The organism is Paracoccus sp. NSM, assembly GCF_052379855.1.
Taxonomy (GTDB): domain Bacteria; phylum Pseudomonadota; class Alphaproteobacteria; order Rhodobacterales; family Rhodobacteraceae; genus Paracoccus.
Map to the genome: position 1 here is coordinate 1 of NZ_JBQTCG010000019.1, position 19,555 is coordinate 19,555.

General features: G+C 66.0%; 17 protein-coding genes and 1 tRNA gene. 14 read left to right on the plus strand and 4 right to left on the minus strand.

The window, feature by feature from the left end; all coding sequences use genetic code 11:
- A partial coding sequence (locus tag ACTZWU_RS15880; protein ID WP_444738339.1) for an integrase core domain-containing protein occupies positions 1-261 on the plus strand: 261 nt, incomplete at its 5' end.
- Between the two features lie 202 nt (positions 262-463).
- Here ACTZWU_RS15880 and ACTZWU_RS15885 read toward each other — a convergent pair.
- Positions 464-540 (minus strand) — tRNA-Pro (locus tag ACTZWU_RS15885).
- Positions 541-1,450: 910 nt separating this feature from the next.
- Here ACTZWU_RS15885 and pepD point away from each other — a divergent pair.
- The 6 genes from pepD to ACTZWU_RS15915 all read left to right on the plus strand — a co-directional run bounded on the left by pepD (position 1,451) and on the right by ACTZWU_RS15915 (position 9,080).
- On the plus strand, positions 1,451-2,956 hold the full coding sequence (gene pepD / locus ACTZWU_RS15890) for a beta-Ala-His dipeptidase (protein WP_444738340.1): 1,506 nt from the start codon (positions 1,451-1,453) through the stop codon (positions 2,954-2,956).
- Positions 2,957-3,010: 54 nt separating this feature from the next.
- Positions 3,011-4,246, plus strand: coding sequence for an epoxide hydrolase family protein (locus ACTZWU_RS15895; protein ID WP_444738341.1), 1,236 nt, complete (start codon positions 3,011-3,013; stop codon positions 4,244-4,246).
- A gap of 44 nt (positions 4,247-4,290) precedes the next feature.
- A complete protein-coding gene (locus tag ACTZWU_RS15900; RefSeq protein WP_444738342.1) occupies positions 4,291-5,433 on the plus strand; it encodes a sugar ABC transporter substrate-binding protein in 1,143 nt (380 codons plus the stop codon).
- A gap of 67 nt (positions 5,434-5,500) precedes the next feature.
- A complete protein-coding gene (locus ACTZWU_RS15905) occupies positions 5,501-6,535 on the plus strand; it encodes an ABC transporter permease (RefSeq protein ID WP_444738343.1) in 1,035 nt (344 codons plus the stop codon).
- Positions 6,532-8,061, plus strand: coding sequence for a sugar ABC transporter ATP-binding protein (locus ACTZWU_RS15910; protein WP_444738344.1), 1,530 nt, complete (start codon positions 6,532-6,534; stop codon positions 8,059-8,061). Before ACTZWU_RS15905 ends, ACTZWU_RS15910 begins: the two co-directional genes overlap by 4 nt.
- A 20-nt stretch (positions 8,062-8,081) precedes the next feature.
- Entirely contained in the window at positions 8,082-9,080 is a 999-nt protein-coding gene (locus tag ACTZWU_RS15915) for an ABC transporter permease (RefSeq protein ID WP_444738345.1), read from the plus strand.
- Positions 9,081-9,148: 68 nt separating this feature from the next.
- On the opposite strand, the gene lipA is transcribed toward ACTZWU_RS15915, so the two are convergent.
- From lipA to ACTZWU_RS15930, 3 genes are all read right to left on the minus strand, one after another.
- Entirely contained in the window at positions 9,149-10,093 is a 945-nt protein-coding gene (gene lipA, locus ACTZWU_RS15920) for a lipoyl synthase (RefSeq protein ID WP_444738346.1), read from the minus strand.
- Positions 10,078-11,574 carry an FGGY family carbohydrate kinase gene (locus tag ACTZWU_RS15925; protein WP_444738347.1) on the minus strand — a complete coding sequence of 499 codons (1,497 nt, stop codon included), beginning with the start codon at positions 11,572-11,574 and terminating at the stop codon, positions 10,078-10,080. Before ACTZWU_RS15925 ends, lipA begins: the two co-directional genes overlap by 16 nt.
- Before the next feature lie 95 nt (positions 11,575-11,669).
- Entirely contained in the window at positions 11,670-12,638 is a 969-nt protein-coding gene (locus tag ACTZWU_RS15930; RefSeq protein ID WP_444738348.1) for a sugar-binding transcriptional regulator, read from the minus strand.
- Between the two features lie 282 nt (positions 12,639-12,920).
- On the opposite strand from ACTZWU_RS15930, the gene ACTZWU_RS15935 reads away from it, so the two are divergent.
- From ACTZWU_RS15935 to ACTZWU_RS15965, 7 genes are all read left to right on the plus strand, one after another.
- Positions 12,921-13,913 carry a thiamine pyrophosphate-dependent dehydrogenase E1 component subunit alpha gene (locus tag ACTZWU_RS15935; RefSeq protein ID WP_444738349.1) on the plus strand — a complete coding sequence of 331 codons (993 nt, stop codon included), beginning with the start codon at positions 12,921-12,923 and terminating at the stop codon, positions 13,911-13,913.
- A gap of 5 nt (positions 13,914-13,918) precedes the next feature.
- Positions 13,919-14,938: an alpha-ketoacid dehydrogenase subunit beta gene (locus ACTZWU_RS15940; protein ID WP_444738360.1), complete on the plus strand. Its 1,020-nt coding sequence runs from the start codon at positions 13,919-13,921 to the stop codon at positions 14,936-14,938.
- Complete coding sequence (locus ACTZWU_RS15945; protein ID WP_444738350.1) at positions 14,938-15,180, plus strand: biotin/lipoyl-containing protein; 243 nt, start codon at positions 14,938-14,940, stop codon at positions 15,178-15,180. Before ACTZWU_RS15940 ends, ACTZWU_RS15945 begins: the two co-directional genes overlap by 1 nt.
- Before the next feature lie 58 nt (positions 15,181-15,238).
- Entirely contained in the window at positions 15,239-16,903 is a 1,665-nt protein-coding gene (locus tag ACTZWU_RS15950) for an FAD-dependent oxidoreductase (RefSeq protein ID WP_444738351.1), read from the plus strand.
- Positions 16,904-16,926: 23 nt separating this feature from the next.
- On the plus strand, positions 16,927-17,790 hold the full coding sequence (locus ACTZWU_RS15955) for a class II fructose-bisphosphate aldolase (protein ID WP_444738352.1): 864 nt from the start codon (positions 16,927-16,929) through the stop codon (positions 17,788-17,790).
- A gap of 11 nt (positions 17,791-17,801) precedes the next feature.
- On the plus strand, positions 17,802-18,476 hold the full coding sequence (locus ACTZWU_RS15960) for a 2-oxo acid dehydrogenase subunit E2 (protein ID WP_444738353.1): 675 nt from the start codon (positions 17,802-17,804) through the stop codon (positions 18,474-18,476).
- Between the two features lie 69 nt (positions 18,477-18,545).
- Positions 18,546-19,526: a substrate-binding domain-containing protein gene (locus ACTZWU_RS15965; RefSeq protein WP_444738354.1), complete on the plus strand. Its 981-nt coding sequence runs from the start codon at positions 18,546-18,548 to the stop codon at positions 19,524-19,526.
- Positions 19,527-19,555 lie beyond the last annotated feature (29 nt).

Here is a 19,555-nt window from a genome sequence, read left to right on the forward strand (position 1 = left end):
CCCGGCATCGAACCTTCCGTCGGCAGTGTCGGCGATAGCTACGACAATGCCTTGGCGGAGACGATCAATGGCCTGTTCAAGGCCGAGGTCATTCACCGTCGTGGACCGTGGCGCAACTTCGAGGCTGTCGAATATGCCACCCTCGAATGGGTAGACTGGTTCAACAACCGCCGCCTGCTCGAGCCGAACGGGAACATCCCGCCGGCCGAAGCGGAGGCAAACTTCTACGCCGCTCTGGAAGCTGAAAACATGGCCGCGTAAATAATCCCAATCAGCCTCCGGAAAACCCGGCGCGGTTCATTTGGGCGGTCGAAGCTGGGGGAGAAAAGCACCGGAGGGCAAAAGGTTCGGTGGCATGCGGGCTCTGCTCACACTTCCCGGACGCCGACGGTGAGGGCGCGATGCGTCTGACAAGGACCGAGGATCGCGACCTTTGACCATTCAGCGGAGTTTCGAGGAAAGGTGGTCGGAGTGGAGGGATTCGAACCCCCGACATCCTGGTCCCAAACCAGGCGCGCTACCAGACTGCGCTACACTCCGATTCCTTTACCGAGGGGGCGCGTGTGACCCGAACTGCAAACCGACCGCGCTTGTGGCGGCTACAGCTATGATCTACAACGCCTTTCGGCAGTCAGGCTCGCGCTACCCAAAGCCGTCGCGTTACCAAGCGACGCTTTGCCCGACGCGTGCCGCATACCCCATCGCCCGGCCTGAGAAAAGCGCAAACTGTAACGGGACAGAGATATCTGCAGGGAAGTGCGAAGCGGCCCGAAGATACGCGAAGTGCTGCCACGGGCCAGTAAACGTTAGGAAAAAGGCCCTTTGGCGCGGCGCGACGAGCGGATGCGGCGATGCCTTAGGAGCGCTTGGAGGGGGCCTAGCAGACGCGTTGAAGCGCCGGTGACGTTGATTGACTGCGCCGGGTTGATCCTCGGTAGAGCCTAGAAAGTTACATTTTTAGACGTTGCATCGTCCTTCAAAACCAACCAGCTCCGGGATTGGAACCTAGAACGGATTTTAACCTGCCAAGATCTGATCCGTCATGCCCCCGTAGGGGTCGTTGCATCCGCCTCGGTCTCTGCATCAGCCCGGTACTGCGGCAGCGCGCTTCGTGGTTCCGCGCAGGTCCACCCGCAGAGACCTTTGTCGCAAAACTGCCGAATCTGCGGCTTTTCGAACGGCACCTGATTTTCGATGCAAGCGCAGAAACCGGGCGCTTCAAGCTATACTTATGCCCACAAGCATCTACGCATAAATGAAATTACGCTGCTGCAACGCGGCGGTAACAGAAGATTGCCAAGGTCGAAACCCTTGTGATATAAATGACGTGTAGCTGAACATCTGCTCCACATTAGCAGTTCAGCTTCAGGTTGCCACGCGAGGAGGGCGGGGTGACCGCGGCGGATGCGACGCGCATCGCGGCAAGCGAAGCGCCAAGGGAGGTTTGAGAATGGATCTTTCGGTCAAGGAACGCGAAGCGTCGACGGCCAATAGACGCGTGCTGGCCGATATTGAGCCGCGCGAGGTCATGTTCTTCTTTGAGGAACTGAGCAGCCGGCACCGCTGTTCGCGCCATGAAAAGGACGCGGCCGATTACGTCGCAGACTTCGCCGCCGCGCGCGGGCTGGAGCATCACCGCGACGAATTGCAGAACATCATCGTGAAAAAGCCCGGCACGTCCGGCTACGAGGCGTCGCCCACGGTGATCCTGCACGGACATCTGGACATGGTCTGCAAGACCGACGAGGGCGTCATCCATGATTTTACCAAGGGCGTCAGGCTGAAACTGGACGGCGACCGTATCAGGGCCGAAGGCACCACGCTTGGCGCCGATAACGGCCTTGGCATCGCCTATATGCTGGCGCTTCTGGACAGCTCCGACATTGCCCATCCGCCGCTGGAATGCGTGATGACAGCGATGGAAGAGATGGGCAAGGTCGGCGGCGACGGTGTCGATCTGGCCCTGCTGTCCGGCAAGCGGATGATCGATTTCAACTGGATCGAGGAAAAGCAGCTTCTTGCAGGCTGCTCGGGCGATGTGTCCTGCCGCATCGACATCGACGCCGACTGGACCGCTCCGGCCCAAGGGCTGCTTGCCTACCGGATCGAGATCGGTGGCCTTCTGGGCGGACACTGCGAATTCGACATCCATTTCGAGCGCGCCAACGCCATCGTCGCACTGGGTCGCCTGCTGCGCCGTGCGATGCAGACCGCCCCGGTCGAGATCGCCCGCGTATCGGGTGGCGTACAGAACAACGTCATCCCCGCCGAGGCCGCCGCCCTGATCCGCCTGCATCCCGATCAGGCCGACGCGGTGCTGGCCGCGATTGAAACGCTGGCTGCCGATCTGCGCGCCGAATTCAAGCGCGCCGATCCCGACATGCGGATCACGGTCGCGCGGTCGGACGCCGCCCCCGAACGCGTCTTTTCGGCCCGCGCCGCGGCAAGGCTGGTGCAGGTCATGCTGCTTCTTCCCGACGGGGTGCAGACCCAGAACCTGGAGGTTCCCGGCAATTGGGAGACCTCGAACAATATCGGCCTGATGGTGACGACCCATGAAGGGGTCGAGATCACCTCGACCATCACCAGCGCTGTCACCTCGCGCAAGCATGCTGTTCTGGATCAGCTGATGCTGATTGCCGAGATGGCGGGCGAGGGGGTGCGCGCGAAGCAGATCGGCCTCGACGCGCCGGAATTCCCCTGGAACCCGCAATCGCGGATGCTGGCCATCGCCAAGGACAGCTATGCCCGCGTGATGGGCCGCCAGCCAGATGTGCTGGTCTCGGTCTGCAGCCTGGAACTGGGCATGTTCACACAGCGCATTCCGGGCCTCGACACGATCGGGATCGGCACGAACCTGTTCGATCTGCATTCCCCCAAGGAAAGCATGGACCACGCCTCGGCCGCCCGCGTCTGGCCGCTGATCAAGGACGTGATGCGCGCGCTGCGCGACTGACCGACGCCTGACACCACCCGCAAACCGACACCCATCTGACAGGGAGGATGCCGCATGGCCCTCGACGGAAACCTCACGCCGTTCGAAATCCGTATCCCGGACGAACAGCTCGACGACATGATGGCGCGGCTCAAGCGCACGCGCTTTCCCGACGATTACGCAAACGACGACTGGCGATACGGTTACAACACCGCCTATCACCGCGAACTGGTCGATTACTGGATCAACGAATACGACTGGCGCGATGTCGAGGCGCGGATGAACCAGCTGCCGCAGTTCAGGATCGACCTGATGGGCGTGCCGCTGCATTTCATCCACGTCAAGGGCAAGGGCCCCAACCCGATGCCGCTGCTGCTGCATCATGGCTGGCCCTGGACCTTCTGGGATCTGCGCAAGGTGATCGGCCCGCTGACCGACCCCGAAGCCCATGGCGGCCGGGCCGAGGACAGTTTCGACGTCGTGCTGATCTCGTTGCCGGGCTATGGGTTCAGCTCGCCCCTGCGGGACACGGGCTGGAACTTCTGGCGCACGGCGGATCTGGAAAACACGCTGATGACGCAGGTGCTGGGCTATTCGCGCTATGCGACGGCGGGCGGCGACTGGGGCGCGCTGATCGCCCAGCAGCACGGCCACAAATACGAGCGCGACGTGATCGGCGTCTATACGCATTTCCCCGCGCAGATGAGCCATTACCTGCCCGCCCATCCCGACCAGCCCGAAGGTGTGGCCTATGACCCGATCCTGGGTCTGCCCGCCGCCAGTGAATACAGCGCCGAAGAGGCGGGCTGGTTCGAACGCGGCAAGCTGTTCGTGGAACGCGAAAGCGGCTATGGCGAATTGCAGCTGACCAAGCCGCAGACGCTGGCCGCCCTGGTCGCCGACAGCCCGGCGGGTCAGTTGGCCTGGATCACCGAAAAGCGCTATTTCTGGGGCCTTGCCGAACGCGGCGTCGGTACCGATGCCTTCGAGAAGGTCTGGCCCAAGGAGGACCTGGTCACGACCGCGGCGGTCTATTTCCTGACCGGCACGGGTGGCACGTCCTGCCGCTATTACTGGGAATGCCGCGGCAATCCCTGGACCCCCAGCCATGACCGTTTCCCGGTCGTGGGCGTCCCGAGCGCGGTCTCGATCTTTCCGGGCGAGATCTACAAGCCGCCGCTCAGCTGGACGCAGAAATACTTCAACCTCCAGCAATACCGCGTCCATGACCAGGGCGGTCATTTCGCGCCGCTGGAAGTCCCCGATCTGTTCGTCGGCGACGTCCGCAGCTTCTTTGCCGGACTGCGCTGACCACAGCCAGCAAAACGACACGTCACCAACAGGAGGAGATAAACATGCGTAACGACACGAAACACGATTGGCTGCGCCGCCGCCTTGGCACCACCGCACTGGCCGCGATCCTGGCCGCCGGTCTGGGCCTGTCGGCAGAGGCCGCGCCCGAGGGCTTTTCGCCCGAGGAATGGGTGATGGTCGTCTCGGTCATCAACACCACGAACCCCTACATGATCTCGAACATCGAGGGGGCGCAGGCGCTGGCCGACCATCTGGGCATCAAGCTCGAGATCGTGAACTCGAACAATTCCTCGCAAGAGGGGATCTCGAACATCATGGCGATCCTGGCCAGCGGCAAGAAGCCGATCATGTTCGTGAACACGGTGTCGTCCTCGGACGCGCCAACGATCGTTGATGCGGTGGGCCGCGCGGGCGGTCACGTCACGATCTGGTGGAACAAGCCCGACGATTACAAGCCCTGGAACGTGGGCGATCACTTCGTCGCCTTCCAGAAGCATCCGGGCGTGTCCTCGGGCCGCTGCGGCGCGCAGGCCATCGCCGGGGCGCTGGAGGGTCAGGGCAATGTCGTGCTGCTGCCCGGCGTGCAGGACAGCACCACCAGCCAGACCCGCGTGGCGGGCTTCCGCGCCGAGATTGCCGAGAACTTCCCCGGCATCACCATCCTCGAAGAGCGTCCGTCGAACTGGGACCCGCAGATCGCCGCCCGTAACGCGCAGGACCTGATCGTGAAATACGGCGACCAGATCGACGCGGTCTGGAGCGCGGATGACGCCATGCAGATCGGCGCCATGCAGGTCTTCGAGAATGCGGGTCTGCTGGAGCAGGTCAAGTTCGCCTCGGACGGGCTGTATCCCAAGACGCTCGAGGACATCCAGTCGGGCCGCGGCGGCAATGCCATCGTGGGCGAGACCTTCCATCGCGGCTACATGGCCTCGGCGGTCGGGCTTTACACCGCCTATCTGGCCGCGACCGGCGAGATCACCCCGAGCGAACTGCCCGAGGACAAGCGTGAAAGCCTGTTCGCGCTGAGCTGCGTCACCCCCGACAATATCGGCCAGTACCTGAAATATGACGAGCCGGGCGCCCCGGCTGCCTTTGTCGAGAACCTGATCGCCAGCGGCCCCTGGGCGGCCGAGCCGATGCCGCTGGTCGGCGGCGGCGTCGAGGTCCTGCCGGGCAGCTGATCCATCAAGACCCGCCCGGCCGGTCATCCGGCCGGGCATTCCCCCAAAGCCCGCCGCGAGGAACCGCATGTCCAGCCTGTCCCGCCATCCCGACACGCCCGCCGCGATGCGACCGGGCCTGACCCCGCCGTTGCGTGCGGGGATCGAGACCCTCTGCAAGGGCCCTTGGGGCCTCGTCGCCGCGATCCTTGTGATGATCGTGGTGTTCAGCTTGCTCAATCCGCGTTTCGGCAGCATCGAAAACCTGCAGAACGTCCTCTATCAGCTGGCCGTGCCGTTGATTATCGTGGTCGGCACGACGATGGTGATCCAGATGGGCTCGATCGATCTGTCGGTGCAGGGCGTGATGGGCGCGTCCGGCATGGCCTGGATCCTGATGTCCCCGAACAGCCGCATCGCGCTGGATCTTGGGCCTTGGGCCTTCGTGATAGCGCTTGGGCTTGGGCTGGGGTTGGGGCTGTTGGCCGGGCTGGTCCATGCGCGGCTGAAGGTGCCGTCCTTCGTGGTTACGCTTGGCACATGGTATATCGGGCTTGGCGTCGGCATCCTGCTTTACGGAAACGGCATGTTGCCCAGCCTGACCAGCGAAACGCTGGCCCGCTGGCCCACCCGGCTGACGCTTGGCGTGCCGAACGCCTTCTGGCTGGCGGCGGCCGCGCTGGTGCTGGGGCTTCTGGTGATGAACCACACCCGGCTGGGGCGCGGCATCCTTGCCATCGGCAACAACGAGGTGATCGCGGGCGCGATGGGCCTGCCGGTCGGCGCGATCAAGGTGGCGGCCTTCGCCATTGCGGGGCTGCTCAGCGGGCTGGCGGGCATCCTTGCGACGATGCAGCTTGGCTCGGGCTCGCCCGATATCGGATCGGGGCAGCTGTTCACCGTGATCCCCGCGGCGGTTATCGCCGGAACCGCGCTTGGCGGCGGCGAGGGGGGCGTGATGCGCTCGGCGCTCGGGGTGCTGCTGCTGATCCTGTTGAACAACGGGCTGGTTCTGGCGGGCGTTGACCCGAACTACCAGTCGGGCGTCTTCGGCGCGATCCTGGTCGTCGCCATCATCGCCGTCGGCTGGCCGCAGCGCAGCCGCCTCAAGGTGGAGAAATGACCATGACCCATCCCCCCGTCCTGCGTCTCGACCGCATCAGCCGCGCCTTCGGCCCGGTCAAGGCCGTCGATCAGGTGTCGCTGGAGATCCGCCGCGGCGAGGTCGTCGGCCTGATCGGCGAGAACGGCGCCGGCAAATCGACCCTGCTGAAGATCCTCGCCGGGATCGAGCAACCCGATAGCGGCGTGATGGAGATCAACGGCAAGCCCGCCCGCTTTCGCGGCCCCAAGGATGCGCTGCGCGCCGGGGTGGGCGTGGTCCATCAGGAACAGTCGCTGTTCACCAACCTGACCATCGCCGAGAATATCGACCAGCACAGTTCGTCGCGGGGCGGGCTGGCCCGTCTGGGCATCCAGGATTGGGCGCGCATCAACCGGCAGGCCGCCGCGGCGCTGGCCAAGATCGGCGTGTCGCTGTCGCCCTCGGCCATCGTCGGCGATCTGTCCTTCATCGACCGCCAGATGGTCGAGATCGCGCGCGCCGTCTGCATCGACCCGGGCGAGGGCGCGACGCCGCTGGTCATCCTGGACGAGCCGACCGCCGTTCTGGAACAGGCCGAGACCGAGATCCTGGAACGCGAGATCCGCAAGCTGCGCGACTTTGCCAGCGTCATTTTCGTCTCGCACCGTCTGGACGAGATCATGCGTATCTGCGACCGCGTCATCGTGATGCGCAGCGGGCGGCTGGCCAGCGATCGCGCCATCGCGGATGTGACCAAGGCCGACCTGTTCCGCGCCATGGTCGATGACGATCACCAGGCGCGGCCTGCCCGCACGGCACCCAGCCCCACGACGGCGAGGCCCGCCCTTCAGGTCGAGGGGCTGGCCCGCAGCGGCCACTACGAAGGCATGTCCTTTGCCGTCCGTCCCGGTCAGATCCTTGCGCTGGTCGGATCGAACGGCGCGGGATGCGAGGCGCTGATGCGCGGCCTCTACGGCGCCGAACGCCATGACGCGGGCACGATCCGCCTGGACGGCAGCCCGGTGCGCCGCTGGTCGATCCGCCGCGCGGTGCGCGCGGGGCTGGCCTATGTCCCTGCCGAGCGCAAGACCGAGGGCATGGTCGCGGGCCTGTCCGCCGCGCGCAATATCGCACTGACCCACCCGGGCGAGGCCGCTTTCGGTCCCTTCCTTCGCCCGCGCAAGCTGGCGCGGATGGCGCAGGCCTGGTTCGACCGGCTCGAAGTTCGCCCGAACGATATCAATGCCCCGCTGATCCAGTTTTCGGGCGGCAACCAGCAAAAGGTCGTGATGGCGAAATGGCTGAACGCCCCTTCGCTGCGCGTCCTGCTGCTGGACCACCCGCTGCGGGGTCTGGATGTGGGCGCGGCACGGATCGTCAACGACCAGATCCGCGCCGCCTGTGACCGGGGGGCCGCCGTCGTGCTGATCCCCGACACGATCGAAGAGGCGCTGGACCTGGCCGACGAAATCCTGGTGATGCGGGATGGCCGGCTGTCGGCGCGGCACGATCTGGCCGCGGGCGCGCAAGTTTCAATCCAGCAAATCGTGGCAGAGATGGTATGACCGACCGAGGCGAACCCCTGATGACCCTATCCAATGCCCCTCTTGCGCAGCTGGCTTCGGGGCCGATGCGCCGTGCGGCCCGGCTGGCCTCGTGGCATCTGATCGCGCCGCCATTCGTGCTGCTGGCCATGCTGCTGGCAGTGTCGGTGCTCAATCCGAACTATCTCAGCCCGTTCGGCATCTCGATCGTGGCGGCGACGGCGGCGCCGATCCTGTTGATCGCGCTTGGTCAGGCGATGGTGCTGAACATCGGCTCGATCGACCTGTCGAACGCGGCGATCAGCCTGTTGGGCACGATCCTTCTGGCGATGACGCTGCCCTCTCACGGCATCTGGGGGATCGTCGGCATTCTTGCGCTGGTGACGCTGATCGGCGCGGTCAACGGCGCCATCGTGGCCTATGCGCAGGTGCCGTCCTTCGCGCTGACGCTTGGCACGCTTGGCATCCTGCAGACGGCCGCCCTGGTCTCGACCGGGTCGCAGACGATCTATCTGGGCCAGAACCGGGAACTGGTCTCGGTGCTGTTCCAGACCAATATCGCGCATGTTCCGCTGACCTTCTGGCTGGGCATCGCGGCCGCGATCCTGTGCTGGGGGCTTCTGCGCCTGACGCTGCTGGGCCAGCACATGACCGCGATGGGGCGCAACGAGAAGGCCGCGATCCTGTCGGCGGTTCCCGCGCGCCGGGTGCGGATCATCGCCTTCGCCCTGTCTGGCTTTCTGGGCGGGCTGGCGGGGCTGGCGATCCTCGCACAGGCTGGCTCGGCCTCGGCCAGCGGGTTGGGCAGCGCGCTGCTGCTGCCGGGGATCGCGGCGGCGCTGGTGGGCGGCACCTCGATCTCGGGCGGGCAGACGAACCCGATCAACGTGGTCTTCGGCGCGCTGACCGTGGCCTTCGTGCCGGTCGCGATCCAGGCGCTTGGCGTCAGCGCGCAATCGCAGAGCCTGGTCTATGGCCTGTTCATCATCGTCGTCGTCGCCCTGACCACGACCCGCACGCGCGGCGTGGTGATCAAGTAGCGCGGCCCCTGCAAAGGAAAGGCCCGCCGCGTTGCCACGCGGCGGGCCTTTTGCATCGGCGCCCTGCGTCAGCCCCGCGTCTGGCGGGCGGCCTGAAGCCTGCGGAAATCAGCGCCCGCATGGTGGCTTGACCGCGTCAGCGGCGAGGCCGAGACGACCAGGAACCCCTTGCCAAGGGCCGCCGTCTCATACGCGGCGAACTCGTCGGGATGGACATAGCGCGCGACTGCGTGGTGGCGCGGGGTCGGTTGCAGGTATTGGCCAATGGTCAGGAAATCGATATCGGCGGCGCGCATGTCGTCCATGACCTGCAGGACCTGCTGCCGCGTCTCGCCCAGACCGACCATGAGGCCAGACTTGGTGAAGATCGTCGGATCAAGCTCTTTCGCGCGCTGCAACAGCCGCAGCGAGTGGAAATAGCGCGCGCCCGGCCGGACCTCGGCATAGAGGCCCGGCACGGTTTCCAGATTGTGGTTGAAGACATCGGGGCGCGCCGCGATCACGGTCTCCAGCGCCTCGGGGCGGCATTTCAGGAAGTCGGGCGTCAGAACCTCGATGCTGGTCGCAGGCGCGCGGTGGCGGATGGCGCGGATCGTCTGCGCGAAATGCGCCGCGCCCCCGTCCTCCAGATCGTCGCGGTCCACGCTGGTCACGACCACATGATCCAGGCCGAGCCTTGCCACCGCATCCGCAACGCGGCCCGGTTCGAACGCGTCCAGGGCGTTCGGCTTGCCGGTGGCGACGTTGCAGAAGGTGCAGCCGCGCGTGCAGATTTCGCCCATGATCATCATCGTGGCGTGGCCCTGGCTCCAGCATTCGCCAAGGTTCGGACATCCGGCCTCTTGGCAGACGGTGGTCAGGGCGTTCGCCTCGACGATCTGCTGCGTGGCTTTCAGCCGCGCGCCACCCTTTGCCTTGACGCGGATCCAGTCCGGTTTGGGAAGCCGGGGCGCGGGCGCGCGGCGAGCTTTTTCGGGGTGACGCTCGGCGGGATTGCTCAGATCGCGGGGCATGGAATGGCCTGCCTTGGTGCATGCGAGCGGGCGCGATGCGGGCTGTGCCACAGATGGCGCGCGGCCTCGACGGTTTCCAGATAATGGGCAAAGCCCGCTTCGTGCAGGGCGGCGCGTTCCCGGCGCGGCTCGATCACCCCCTCGGGGCGGGTCCATGCGTCGAAATCATAGTCGATCCCGGCCACATCCATTGCCACCATCGCCGCGCCGCGGGCGCCCACTTCGGGCTTGCGGGCGATGGACAGTGGTCGTTGCAGCGCATCCGCCACCATCCGCGACCAGGTGATCGAGTTCGACCCGCCACCGCAGACCGACAGCGTGCCGGTCAGGCCCGCCGCTTCGATGCATTGCCGCGCGGCGTAGGCGACCGATTCGCAGACCGAGCGGACCAGATCGGCCCGCGTCGTCGCGGTGGAAAGCCCGGCCAGCTGCCCCCGCGCGCGCACATCGACGAATGGTGCGCGCTCGCCTGTGGCCGAGAAGAAGGGCAGGGCGGTCACGCCCCGCGCGCCGGGGCTGCTTTCGGCCAGCAGGGCATCCACGTCGCCGTGCTTTGCCCCGACGAGGTCGAGAACCCAGTCCAGAGTGGCCGTGCCGACCGTGGCGGGCATGGACCGGATCCAGCGGTCGCGCTCGGGCATGCACAGGGTCATGCCAACGGCGGGGCCGGTCGTGTCCACGCGATCCACCAACACCTCGCAGGCCAGCGTGGTGCCGATGATGATCAGCCCGTCGCCCGGGCGGCGCACGCCCGCACCGATGGGGCAGGCCACCAGATCGAAGGGACCGGCATGGACCGGTATGCCCTGTGGCAAGCCAGTCAGCGCGGCACCCGCTGCGTTCAGGCCAAAGGCCTGCCCCGGCGCCTTCATCACCGGCGCCAGAAGATGGGCGCAATGCTCAAGCCCCAGCAGGCGCAGGATCTCGGGGTCGTAATCGCGCGACACCACATCCAGGAAGGGCAGCGATGCGTCCGAGGCATCCGTGACCCGCACCCCGGTCAGGCGCTGCAGGATGCCGTCCTTGAGGTAGCTGGCGGTGTGCGCGCGCGCCAGGCGTTCGGGATCGCTGTCGGTCAGCGCCGCCATCAGCGGCGCGTGGCTGCCCGGAAAGATCGCATTGCCGTTGCGGCGAAAGACGGCCTCGAAGACGCCGCGTTCGATCCATTTCTCCAGATAGGGGTTTCCGCGATCATCCAGCCACGAGATCGCCCGGCCGCAGCCGCGTCCGTTGCGGTCAAGCAGCCACAGGCCGTCGCTCTGACCGGTCAGGCCGATCGCCTCGGGGGCGGGGTGCCCTGCGCAGGCTTCAGCGACGACCTGGCCCACAGCGGTCACGATCTCTTCGAAATCCTGTTCGATTCGGCCGCCGCCCATCGCGGTGGGGCTGCTGCGGCGCGAGGCGACCGATACGCAGGCCCCGTCGCGACCGAACAAAGCCGCCTTGACCATCGAAGTCCCAAGGTCGATGCCCAGTATCATCCGTCCTCCCTTGCCCGCCGCGCCAAAGTGCGGCCGGTCAGAAATCCTCTCTCGAAGGGATAATGAAACAGATGTTCAGTCGTCGTGCAAGTGGTTCAATCGGATAGTCCGTCGATCCGCGCCTGTTCAAGCAAGGCGGCGGCGACCTCTTCGTCGGTGATCAGGTGGGTGACGTATCCGCCGCGAAGGCTGGCCAGGATCGCCTGCTGCTTGGACATGCCCCCGGCGACCAGAAGGCGTTCGGGAATGTTGCGCAGATCGGCAAGTGACAGGCCGATCGGATTGATCGTCGCCGGCAATTGCACCGGCTTGCCATGCGCATCCGTCCAACGGCAGGCGATATCGGCGACCGCCCCCTGCCTTTCCAGGAATTCCTTTTCCGTCGCGTTGACATAGCCCAGTTTCAGCATCGTCGCCTCTTCGGAAAGCGAGCCGACGCTGAACACCACCAGCGAGGCGCGGCGCGCCATGTCCACCGCCTCGCTGAGGCCGGGATCGCTCATCAGGCCCGCTGCGGTCTCGGCGTTGCGGACATAGACAGGGGCATAGAGCGCCCGGGCTGGGGCGCCGAAGAACTGGCCGACCAGCTCGGCCACCTCATAGGGATTGGTGCCTTGATCGGCATTGTGCAGCCCGCCGATCAGCGCGACGATCTTCATCCCTGTTGCCGATACGTCGCCACCAAGCGAATCGGCCATCGCCCGCAGGGTCGAGCCCCAGCTGACCGCGATGATGGAATCGTTCCGTGCCATTTCTTGCAGGGTTTCGGCGGCAACCTGACCAAGCCAACGACGCTGCATCACACCGTCATCCGCGACCGGGACGATCCGCACCTTTTTCAGCCCGTAGAGCCGTTCCAGATCGCGCTCGGCCTCGAACATGTCCGAGGCGACGCCAAGCGAGATCGTGACCAGCCCGCTCTGACGCGCGCGCTGCAGGAGGCGGATCACCGTGCTGCGGCTGACCCCCAGCTTGTCGGCGATCTGGCTCTGGGTCATCTCCTCAACATAGTAGAGCCAGGCGGCGCGCGCCAGATCGGTCGCTTTCCTGTCCAGATCCTTCATGCGATGCGCTCCGATTTACGTGTCTGGTGAACAAATGTGCCGCAATGGGATCGAATCGTCCAGTGTGACGCGAGGTCGATCAAGGCATTCTATCCGCGCTGCACTGCAGCAATCGCAGGTTTCGGGCGACACCAGACAGCTCAAGTAACTGTTTGGAATGTTTTTATTACGCACTCTGCGGCGCGGCGTGTTTGCCGGCTTGCCAGATTCTGCCGCCGTTGATACATTTGGCCGAGATAAGAACATTAGCATCAAACAACGGATGGCCCAATGGAACATGGCATGAGCCTGCCGCGGGAAACCCTGCTCGAAATGCAGAGGCGGATGTTGCGGATCCGGCATTTTGACGAGCGCGCATCGAAGATGGTCAAGCGCGGCTTCATTCCGGGCACCGTCCACACCAGCATCGGCCAAGAGGCCCAGGTCGTCGGTGCGTGCATGGCGCTGCGTCCGGGCGACCACATGACCGGCAATCACCGCAGCCACGGCCACCCGATCGGGATGGGCTCGCCGCTTGGACCGTTGATGGCCGAGCTGGTCGGCAAGGCCACCGGCGTCTGCAAGGGCAAGGGCGGCTCGCTGCACCTGGCCGATTACGCGGTCGGCAGCCTGGGCGAATCTGGCATTACCGGGTCGTCGATCCCCATCGCGGTGGGCGCCGGCCTCTCCGCGCAGGTGCTGGGCGAGAACCGCGTGGCGCTGACCTTCTTCGGTGACGGCGCGGCCAATCAGGGCGTGCTTTACGAATCGATGAACATGGCTTCGGCCTGGAAGCTGCCGGTCATCTTCCTGTGCGAAAACAACCACTACGCTTTGTCCACCCCGGCCCATACCGTGACCGGCGGGCGGATCTGCGACCGTGGCGCGGGCTTCGGGATGCCGGGCATCCGGGTCGAGGACGGCCAGGACGTGCTGGCGGTCCACGAGGCCGTGGCCGAGGCTGCCGAGCGCGCCCGTTCGGGCGAGGGTCCGAGCCTTGTCGAGGTGATGACCTATCGTTTCCGCGAGCATTCCGAAGGCCTGCGCATCAACGTCGATTACCGCGACGCGGATGAACGCGCCTACTGGACCTCGCGCGATCCGATCATCCTGTTCCGCGAGGCGCTGATCGCGGCAGGCCATGCCGATGCCGCCCTGATGGACCAGATCGAGGCCGAGATCCTGCAAGAGGTCGAGGATTGCGTGACCTTCACGATGGAAAGCCCCGATCCCGCGCCCGAGGTGGCCTTTGCCGACCTCTATTCCGACCCCTACGAACTGGAGGACGTGCTTTGAGCGTCATGACCTATATCGGCGCCATCGGCGCCGCCCAGCAGGAAGCCATGGCCGCCGATCCGCGCGTCATCCTGATCGGCGAGGATGTCGAGGCCAATGTCTACGGCACGACCGGCGGCAGCAAGCAGCGCGCCGAACAGGGTGACTTCGTCCAGCAATTCGGCCGCTCGCGTATCCGCAACACGCCGATCTCGGAAGAGGCGATCGTCGGCGCGGCGATCGGCGCCGCCATGACCGGCCTGCGTCCCATCGTGGACCTGTCCTATTCGTCGTTTCTTTACATGGCGATGGATCAGTTCGTGAATCAGGCGGCCAAGAACCGCTACATGTTCGGCGGCCAGAGCCGGCTGCCCGTCGTCTTCCGCTCGGCCATGTTCTACGGGCTGAACACGGGCGCGCACCATTCCGACCGCCCCTATCCGATGTTCATGGGGGTGCCGGGCCTCAAGGTCATGGCGCCCGCCTCGGCGGCCGACGCCAAGGGCCTGCTGCGCACCGCCATCGAAAGCGACGACCCGGTCCTGACCTTCGAGGCCGTTCCCCTGTGGGGCCAGAAGGAGGAAGTGCCGGACGGCGAGTATCGCATTCCCTTCGGGGTGGCGCGCACGCGGCGCGAGGGGTCGGACGTCACCGTCGTCGGCATCTCGGGCTCGCTGCCTCTGGCGCTGAAGGCCGCTGAAGAGATGGAGGCGCGCGGGGTGTCCTGCGAGGTCATCGACCCGCGCACGCTGGTTCCGCTGGACACCAAGTCCATCGTGCGGTCGGTCCTGAAGACCGGGCGTCTGGTGATCGCGGAACCCGCGCACCGCATGTGCGGCGCGGGCGCCGAGATCGCCGCCGTGGTGGCCGACGAGGCGCTGCACGCGCTGCGCGCCCCGATCAAGCGAGTCGCCGCGCTGAACATGCAGGTTCCGTTCAGCCCCGCGCTGGAATCCCAGATCTTCCCCACCAAGGAACGCATCACCGCCGCCATCGAGGCGGTCTGCGCAGACCAGTTGATGACCACGAACCGGAGGGTTGGTTGATGAAAGTCGAAGTTCTGCTGCCGCAATGGGGCATGGGCATGAGCGAAGGCACCGTGACGGGCTGGCTCAAGAAGGTCGGTGACCGCGTCGAGGAAGACGAGCCGCTGGCCGAGATCGAGGCCGAAAAGGCCACGCAGGAACTGGAATCGCCGGCTTCCGGCACCCTGACCGAGATCCTCGTCCCCGAAGGACAGGAAGCCAAGGTCCGCACGGTCATCGCCATCATCGAGACCGACGCCTGACCCCGCGGGGCGGCGCCCTCCCCGCCGCCCCCAATTCCGTTGCCAGGACGACAGACCCATGAGCAAAGCGCAGATCCCTGACGAAGAACGCCCCGCGCCGGGCGCGGCCTATGACCTCGTGGTGATCGGGGCCGGCATCAACGGCCTCGGCATCGCCCGCGACGCGGCCGCCCGCGGCCTGCGCGTCGCGCTTGTCGAGAAAGAGGATATCGGCAGCGGCACCTCCAGCTGGTCCGGCCGCCTGATCCATGGCGGGCTGCGTTATCTGGAACAGGGCGACATCGCTCTGGTGCGGGAATCGCTGCGCGAACGGGAACGCCTGTTCCGGCTGGCCCCGCATCTGGTCAAGCCCGTGCCGCTGATGATCCCCTTCTACCGCCACAATCAGCGGTCCAAATGGACGGTGCGCGCTGGCATGCTGGCCTATGACGTGCTGTCCTTTGACAAGACGACATCCTCGCACCGCACCCTGTCGCGCGCCGAGACGCTGAAACGCTTTCCCCAAATGGACCCGGACGGGTTGCAGGGCTGCGCGATCTTCATGGACGGCCAGGTCGTCTGGTCCGAGCGTCTCTGCGCCGAGGTCGCATTGCAGGCTGCGGCCGAAGGGTGCCACATCTTCACCCATTCCCGCGTCGACGGCTTCCTGCAGGACGGCGACCGCCTGACCGGCGTCAGTTTCGTGGACGAGATCACCGGCCAGCGCCACAGCCTGGCCACCGGAATGGCGGTCAACGCCGCCGGTCCCTGGGTGGATGCGGTCCTCGGGCTCAAGCAATCGGGCGGGCGGCGCCATATTGGCGGCGCCAAGGGCAGCCATCTGGTGCTGGACCCGTTCCCCGGTGCGCCTGACGACGTGATCTACTACGAATCCCGCGTGGACGGGCGGCTGGTTCTGGTCATCCCCTGGGGCGGCCGCTACCTGATCGGCACGACCGACAAGAAGTTCGAGGACGATCCCGATACCGCCCGCGCCGACCAGTCCGAGGTCGAATACCTGCTGGGCGAGGTGAACGCGCTGATCCCGACGGCGAAGCTGAAGGTCTCGGACATCCTCTATACCTATAGCGGCGTGCGGCCCCTTCCGTATGTGCCCGAGAAATCGGAATGGAACGTGCCGCGCAGCCATGTGATCCATGACCACGCACCGGTCTGTCAGGGGCTTCTGTCGATCATTGGCGGCAAGCTGACCACCTATCGCAGCCTGGCCGAAGAGACGGTGGATGCGATCTTTGCCCGGCTCGGCCGCAAGGCGCCGCCCTGCAGCACGGCGCGCGTGCTGTTCCCCGGCGCGCGGGTCGAGAACTTTTCCGCCTATCGCGACCGGCTGTCCGCCACGACCGAAGCCGCGCCCGAAACGGTTGAACGTCTGGTCAACATCTACGGCGCGCGGGCGGGCGACGTTCTTGCCCTCGGCGCCGCGCATCCCGACCTGCTGGTGCCCTTCGATCCCGATACCGGCGCCATCGGGGCAGAGCTGGTATTCACCTTCCGCACCGAATTCTGCCGGACGCTGACAGATGCTCTGATCCGCCGCGTGATGGTCGGGCTGAACAGCACCTGCGGCCAGAACGTGGTCGATCACGCCGCCGCCATCCTTGCCACGCATCAGGGCTGGGACAGCGACCGCATCGCACACGAGGTCGAGGATTACCGCCAATACATCCGCCGCTTCGAAGTGCCGGGCCAATGCGACCCCGCCCGCACCGTCGCCGCGCAATGACCATCCAGGACAAGGAACCCGCCATGACCAAACAGGCCGATCCCCGCCAATTGATCGAGGATGCCCGCCGCGGCGGCTATGCCGTCGGCGCCTACAACATGCATAACGAGGAAACGACCGAGGCTCTGGTCTGGGCCGCCGAACGCGCCGACAGCCCGGTCTTTCTGCAGGTCGGCCGCGCGATCATCCCGCATATGGGCGTGGCCCGCGCGTTCGAGATGACCCGCCGCGTCGCCGAACGCTCGAACGCGCGCTATGTGATCCATCTGGATCACGGCTCGTGGGACGAGGTGATGGAGGCGATCCGCCTTGGCTTCACCTCGGTCATGTATGACGGCGCGCATCTGCCCTTTGAGGAGAACATCGCCACGACCCGCAAGGTGGTCGAGATCGCCCACGCCTTCGGCATCCCGGTCGAGGCCGAGCTGGGCAAGATCCCCGATGCAGGCGAGAACGTCGATTGGGACGACTACTACACCGACGTCGAGGAAGCCCGCCGCTTCGTCGCCGAAACCGGCGTGGACTACCTCGCCATTTCGGTCGGGATCGTGCATGGCGTCATTCCGGGCCTGCCCGAAAAGCCCATCAACATCCAGCGCATCCGCGAAATCAAGGCCGCGACCGGCATTCCGCTGGTGCTGCACGGCGCTTCGGGTCTGACCGACCGCGAAGTGCAAGAGGCCAAGGCCGCAGGCGTTCACAAGTTCAACGCCGACACCGATCTGCGCCACGCCTTCCGCGCGGGTCTGGAATCGGTCTTTGCACAGGGGGACCGCCAGCTTGAGGATGCAATGGCCGAGGGCCGCGCCCGCATGATCGAGGCCGCGATCGACAAGATGCGCCAGTATGGCTGTGCGGGCAAGGCTGCCCGCGCCCTGGCGGCCTGAAGGGGGCGGGGATGAACCAGACCCTCACCGCCGAGGCCGGGGCGCGCATCCGCGAACTGGGCAAGACCGAAAAGCTGATGGTCCGCGCGATGAACGCGGCCTGGGCGGCACCCATGTTCCCGGTCACGGTCGAGGTGGACATGAGCGCCGCCATGGCCCGCCGCGCGCCGGGCGTTACGCTGACCGACGTGGTTCTGGCCGATTGCGCGGCGACGCTGCGCGAGCATCCTTCGCTGAACGCGCATTGGCAGGACGGCGCGGTGGCCGAGTTCGACAACGTCAATCTGGGCCTTGCCGTCGCGTCCGAACGCGGTCTGACCGTGCCGGTGATCCACGATGCCGACAGCCTGACCCTTCAGGGCATCGCCGAACGCCGCAAGGCGCTGGTGGACAAGGTCCGCGCCGGGCGCATCGCCATCCCCGAGGTAATGGGCGGCACGTTCACGGTCTCGAATCTGGGCATGTTCGGGGTCACGCGGTTCACCGCCATCATCAACCCCCCGCAGGTCGCCATCCTGGCGGTCGGCGGGACCTTCAACCGGCAGGTCTGGAACGGGGGCGAACCTGCATGGCGCCCGATGGCCGAATTCACCCTGACCAGCGATCACCGCGCCGTCGACGGCGCGCGCGCGGCGGCCTTCCTGTCGGCGCTTCGCGCCCGGCTCGAGGCGGGCGCCGACGACTGAACCACCCGGGATGGCGCGGAACGGAGGCCGCGCCACCCATCACGCAGGACCAGATGAGGAGAAATGGTCATGACGTCACTTCCCACGACCCGCCGCGCGCTTGGGGCCCTGATGGGCGCCACCTGTGCGATGGCGATGCTGCCTGCCCTTGCCCTGGCCGAAAGCAAGCCGGTGATCGGCGTTGCCGTGGCCGACCAGAAGTCGCTGTTCTACATCGCCGCCGTTGACGGGATGCGCGCTGCCGCCGAAGAGGCCGGCTATACCCTGAACGTGCAATCGGCCTCGAACAATGCCCGCCAGCAGATCGATCAGGTGAACAACCTGCTGGTCCAGCAGATCGGCGCGCTGATCTTCATCTCGCAGGACAGCACCGCCGCCGCTGCGGGCGTGCGTGCGGCCAATCAGGCGGGCGTTCCGGTCGTGGCCGTCGATCAGCGCCCCGAATCCGGCGATGGCCAGCTTGAGACCTTCATCGCGACCGACAGCGTCAAGGCCGCCCGCGATCTCTGCACCTGGATGTTCGAACAGATCGGCAACGAGGGCAAGATCGCCATTCTGAAGGGTGTGCTTGGCTCGACCGCGCAGCAGCAGCGCACCCAAGGCTGCGCCGAGGCACTGGAGGCCACCCCCGGCATCGAGGTCGTCGCGACCCAATCCGCCAACTGGGACGAGAACGAGGCCTTCAAGGCCACGCAGAACATCCTGACCGCCAATCCCGACATCAAGGCGGTTTTCGCCGAAAGCGACGCGATGTCACTTGGCGCCGCCAAGGCCGCGCGTCAGGCGGGCCGCAACGATCTGGTCTCGGTCGGCATCGACGGCTTCCCGACCCAGCTGAACGCGATCCGCGACGGGCTGACCCAGGCCACCATGGCGCAGATCCCCTATCAGATGGGTCAGATGGCCGTGCGCGATGCGATCCGCATCATGTCCGGCGAGGGCGCCGACATCCCCGAGATCCAGTATCAGGACGCCGTCCTGATCCACGGCGAGAACGTCGGCGAATTCGACGCCACCGTCTTCTACGGTCCCGCTGCCGCACAGATGTGATCCCCCTGCGGGTCCGGCAGGACGCCGGG

What these genes read in the sequence shown, in the direction of transcription:
- ACTZWU_RS15950 (WP_444738351.1), top strand. Translation starts at nt 15,239, where the DNA reads ATGAGCAAAGCGCAGATCCCTGACGAAGAACGCCCCGCGCCGGGCGCG.
- lipA (WP_444738346.1), bottom strand. Translation starts at nt 10,093, where the DNA reads ATGCCCCGCGATCTGAGCAATCCCGCCGAGCGTCACCCCGAAAAAGCT.
- ACTZWU_RS15895 (WP_444738341.1), top strand. Translation starts at nt 3,011, where the DNA reads ATGGCCCTCGACGGAAACCTCACGCCGTTCGAAATCCGTATCCCGGAC.
- ACTZWU_RS15955 (WP_444738352.1), top strand. Translation starts at nt 16,927, where the DNA reads ATGACCAAACAGGCCGATCCCCGCCAATTGATCGAGGATGCCCGCCGC.
- pepD (WP_444738340.1), top strand. Translation starts at nt 1,451, where the DNA reads ATGGATCTTTCGGTCAAGGAACGCGAAGCGTCGACGGCCAATAGACGC.
- ACTZWU_RS15945 (WP_444738350.1), top strand. Translation starts at nt 14,938, where the DNA reads ATGAAAGTCGAAGTTCTGCTGCCGCAATGGGGCATGGGCATGAGCGAA.
- ACTZWU_RS15900 (WP_444738342.1), top strand. Translation starts at nt 4,291, where the DNA reads ATGCGTAACGACACGAAACACGATTGGCTGCGCCGCCGCCTTGGCACC.
- ACTZWU_RS15935 (WP_444738349.1), top strand. Translation starts at nt 12,921, where the DNA reads ATGAGCCTGCCGCGGGAAACCCTGCTCGAAATGCAGAGGCGGATGTTG.
- ACTZWU_RS15925 (WP_444738347.1), bottom strand. Translation starts at nt 11,574, where the DNA reads ATGATACTGGGCATCGACCTTGGGACTTCGATGGTCAAGGCGGCTTTG.
- ACTZWU_RS15960 (WP_444738353.1), top strand. Translation starts at nt 17,802, where the DNA reads ATGAACCAGACCCTCACCGCCGAGGCCGGGGCGCGCATCCGCGAACTG.
- ACTZWU_RS15910 (WP_444738344.1), top strand. Translation starts at nt 6,532, where the DNA reads ATGACCATGACCCATCCCCCCGTCCTGCGTCTCGACCGCATCAGCCGC.
- ACTZWU_RS15965 (WP_444738354.1), top strand. Translation starts at nt 18,546, where the DNA reads ATGACGTCACTTCCCACGACCCGCCGCGCGCTTGGGGCCCTGATGGGC.
- ACTZWU_RS15905 (WP_444738343.1), top strand. Translation starts at nt 5,501, where the DNA reads ATGTCCAGCCTGTCCCGCCATCCCGACACGCCCGCCGCGATGCGACCG.
- ACTZWU_RS15915 (WP_444738345.1), top strand. Translation starts at nt 8,082, where the DNA reads ATGACCCTATCCAATGCCCCTCTTGCGCAGCTGGCTTCGGGGCCGATG.
- ACTZWU_RS15940 (WP_444738360.1), top strand. Translation starts at nt 13,919, where the DNA reads ATGACCTATATCGGCGCCATCGGCGCCGCCCAGCAGGAAGCCATGGCC.
- ACTZWU_RS15930 (WP_444738348.1), bottom strand. Translation starts at nt 12,638, where the DNA reads ATGAAGGATCTGGACAGGAAAGCGACCGATCTGGCGCGCGCCGCCTGG.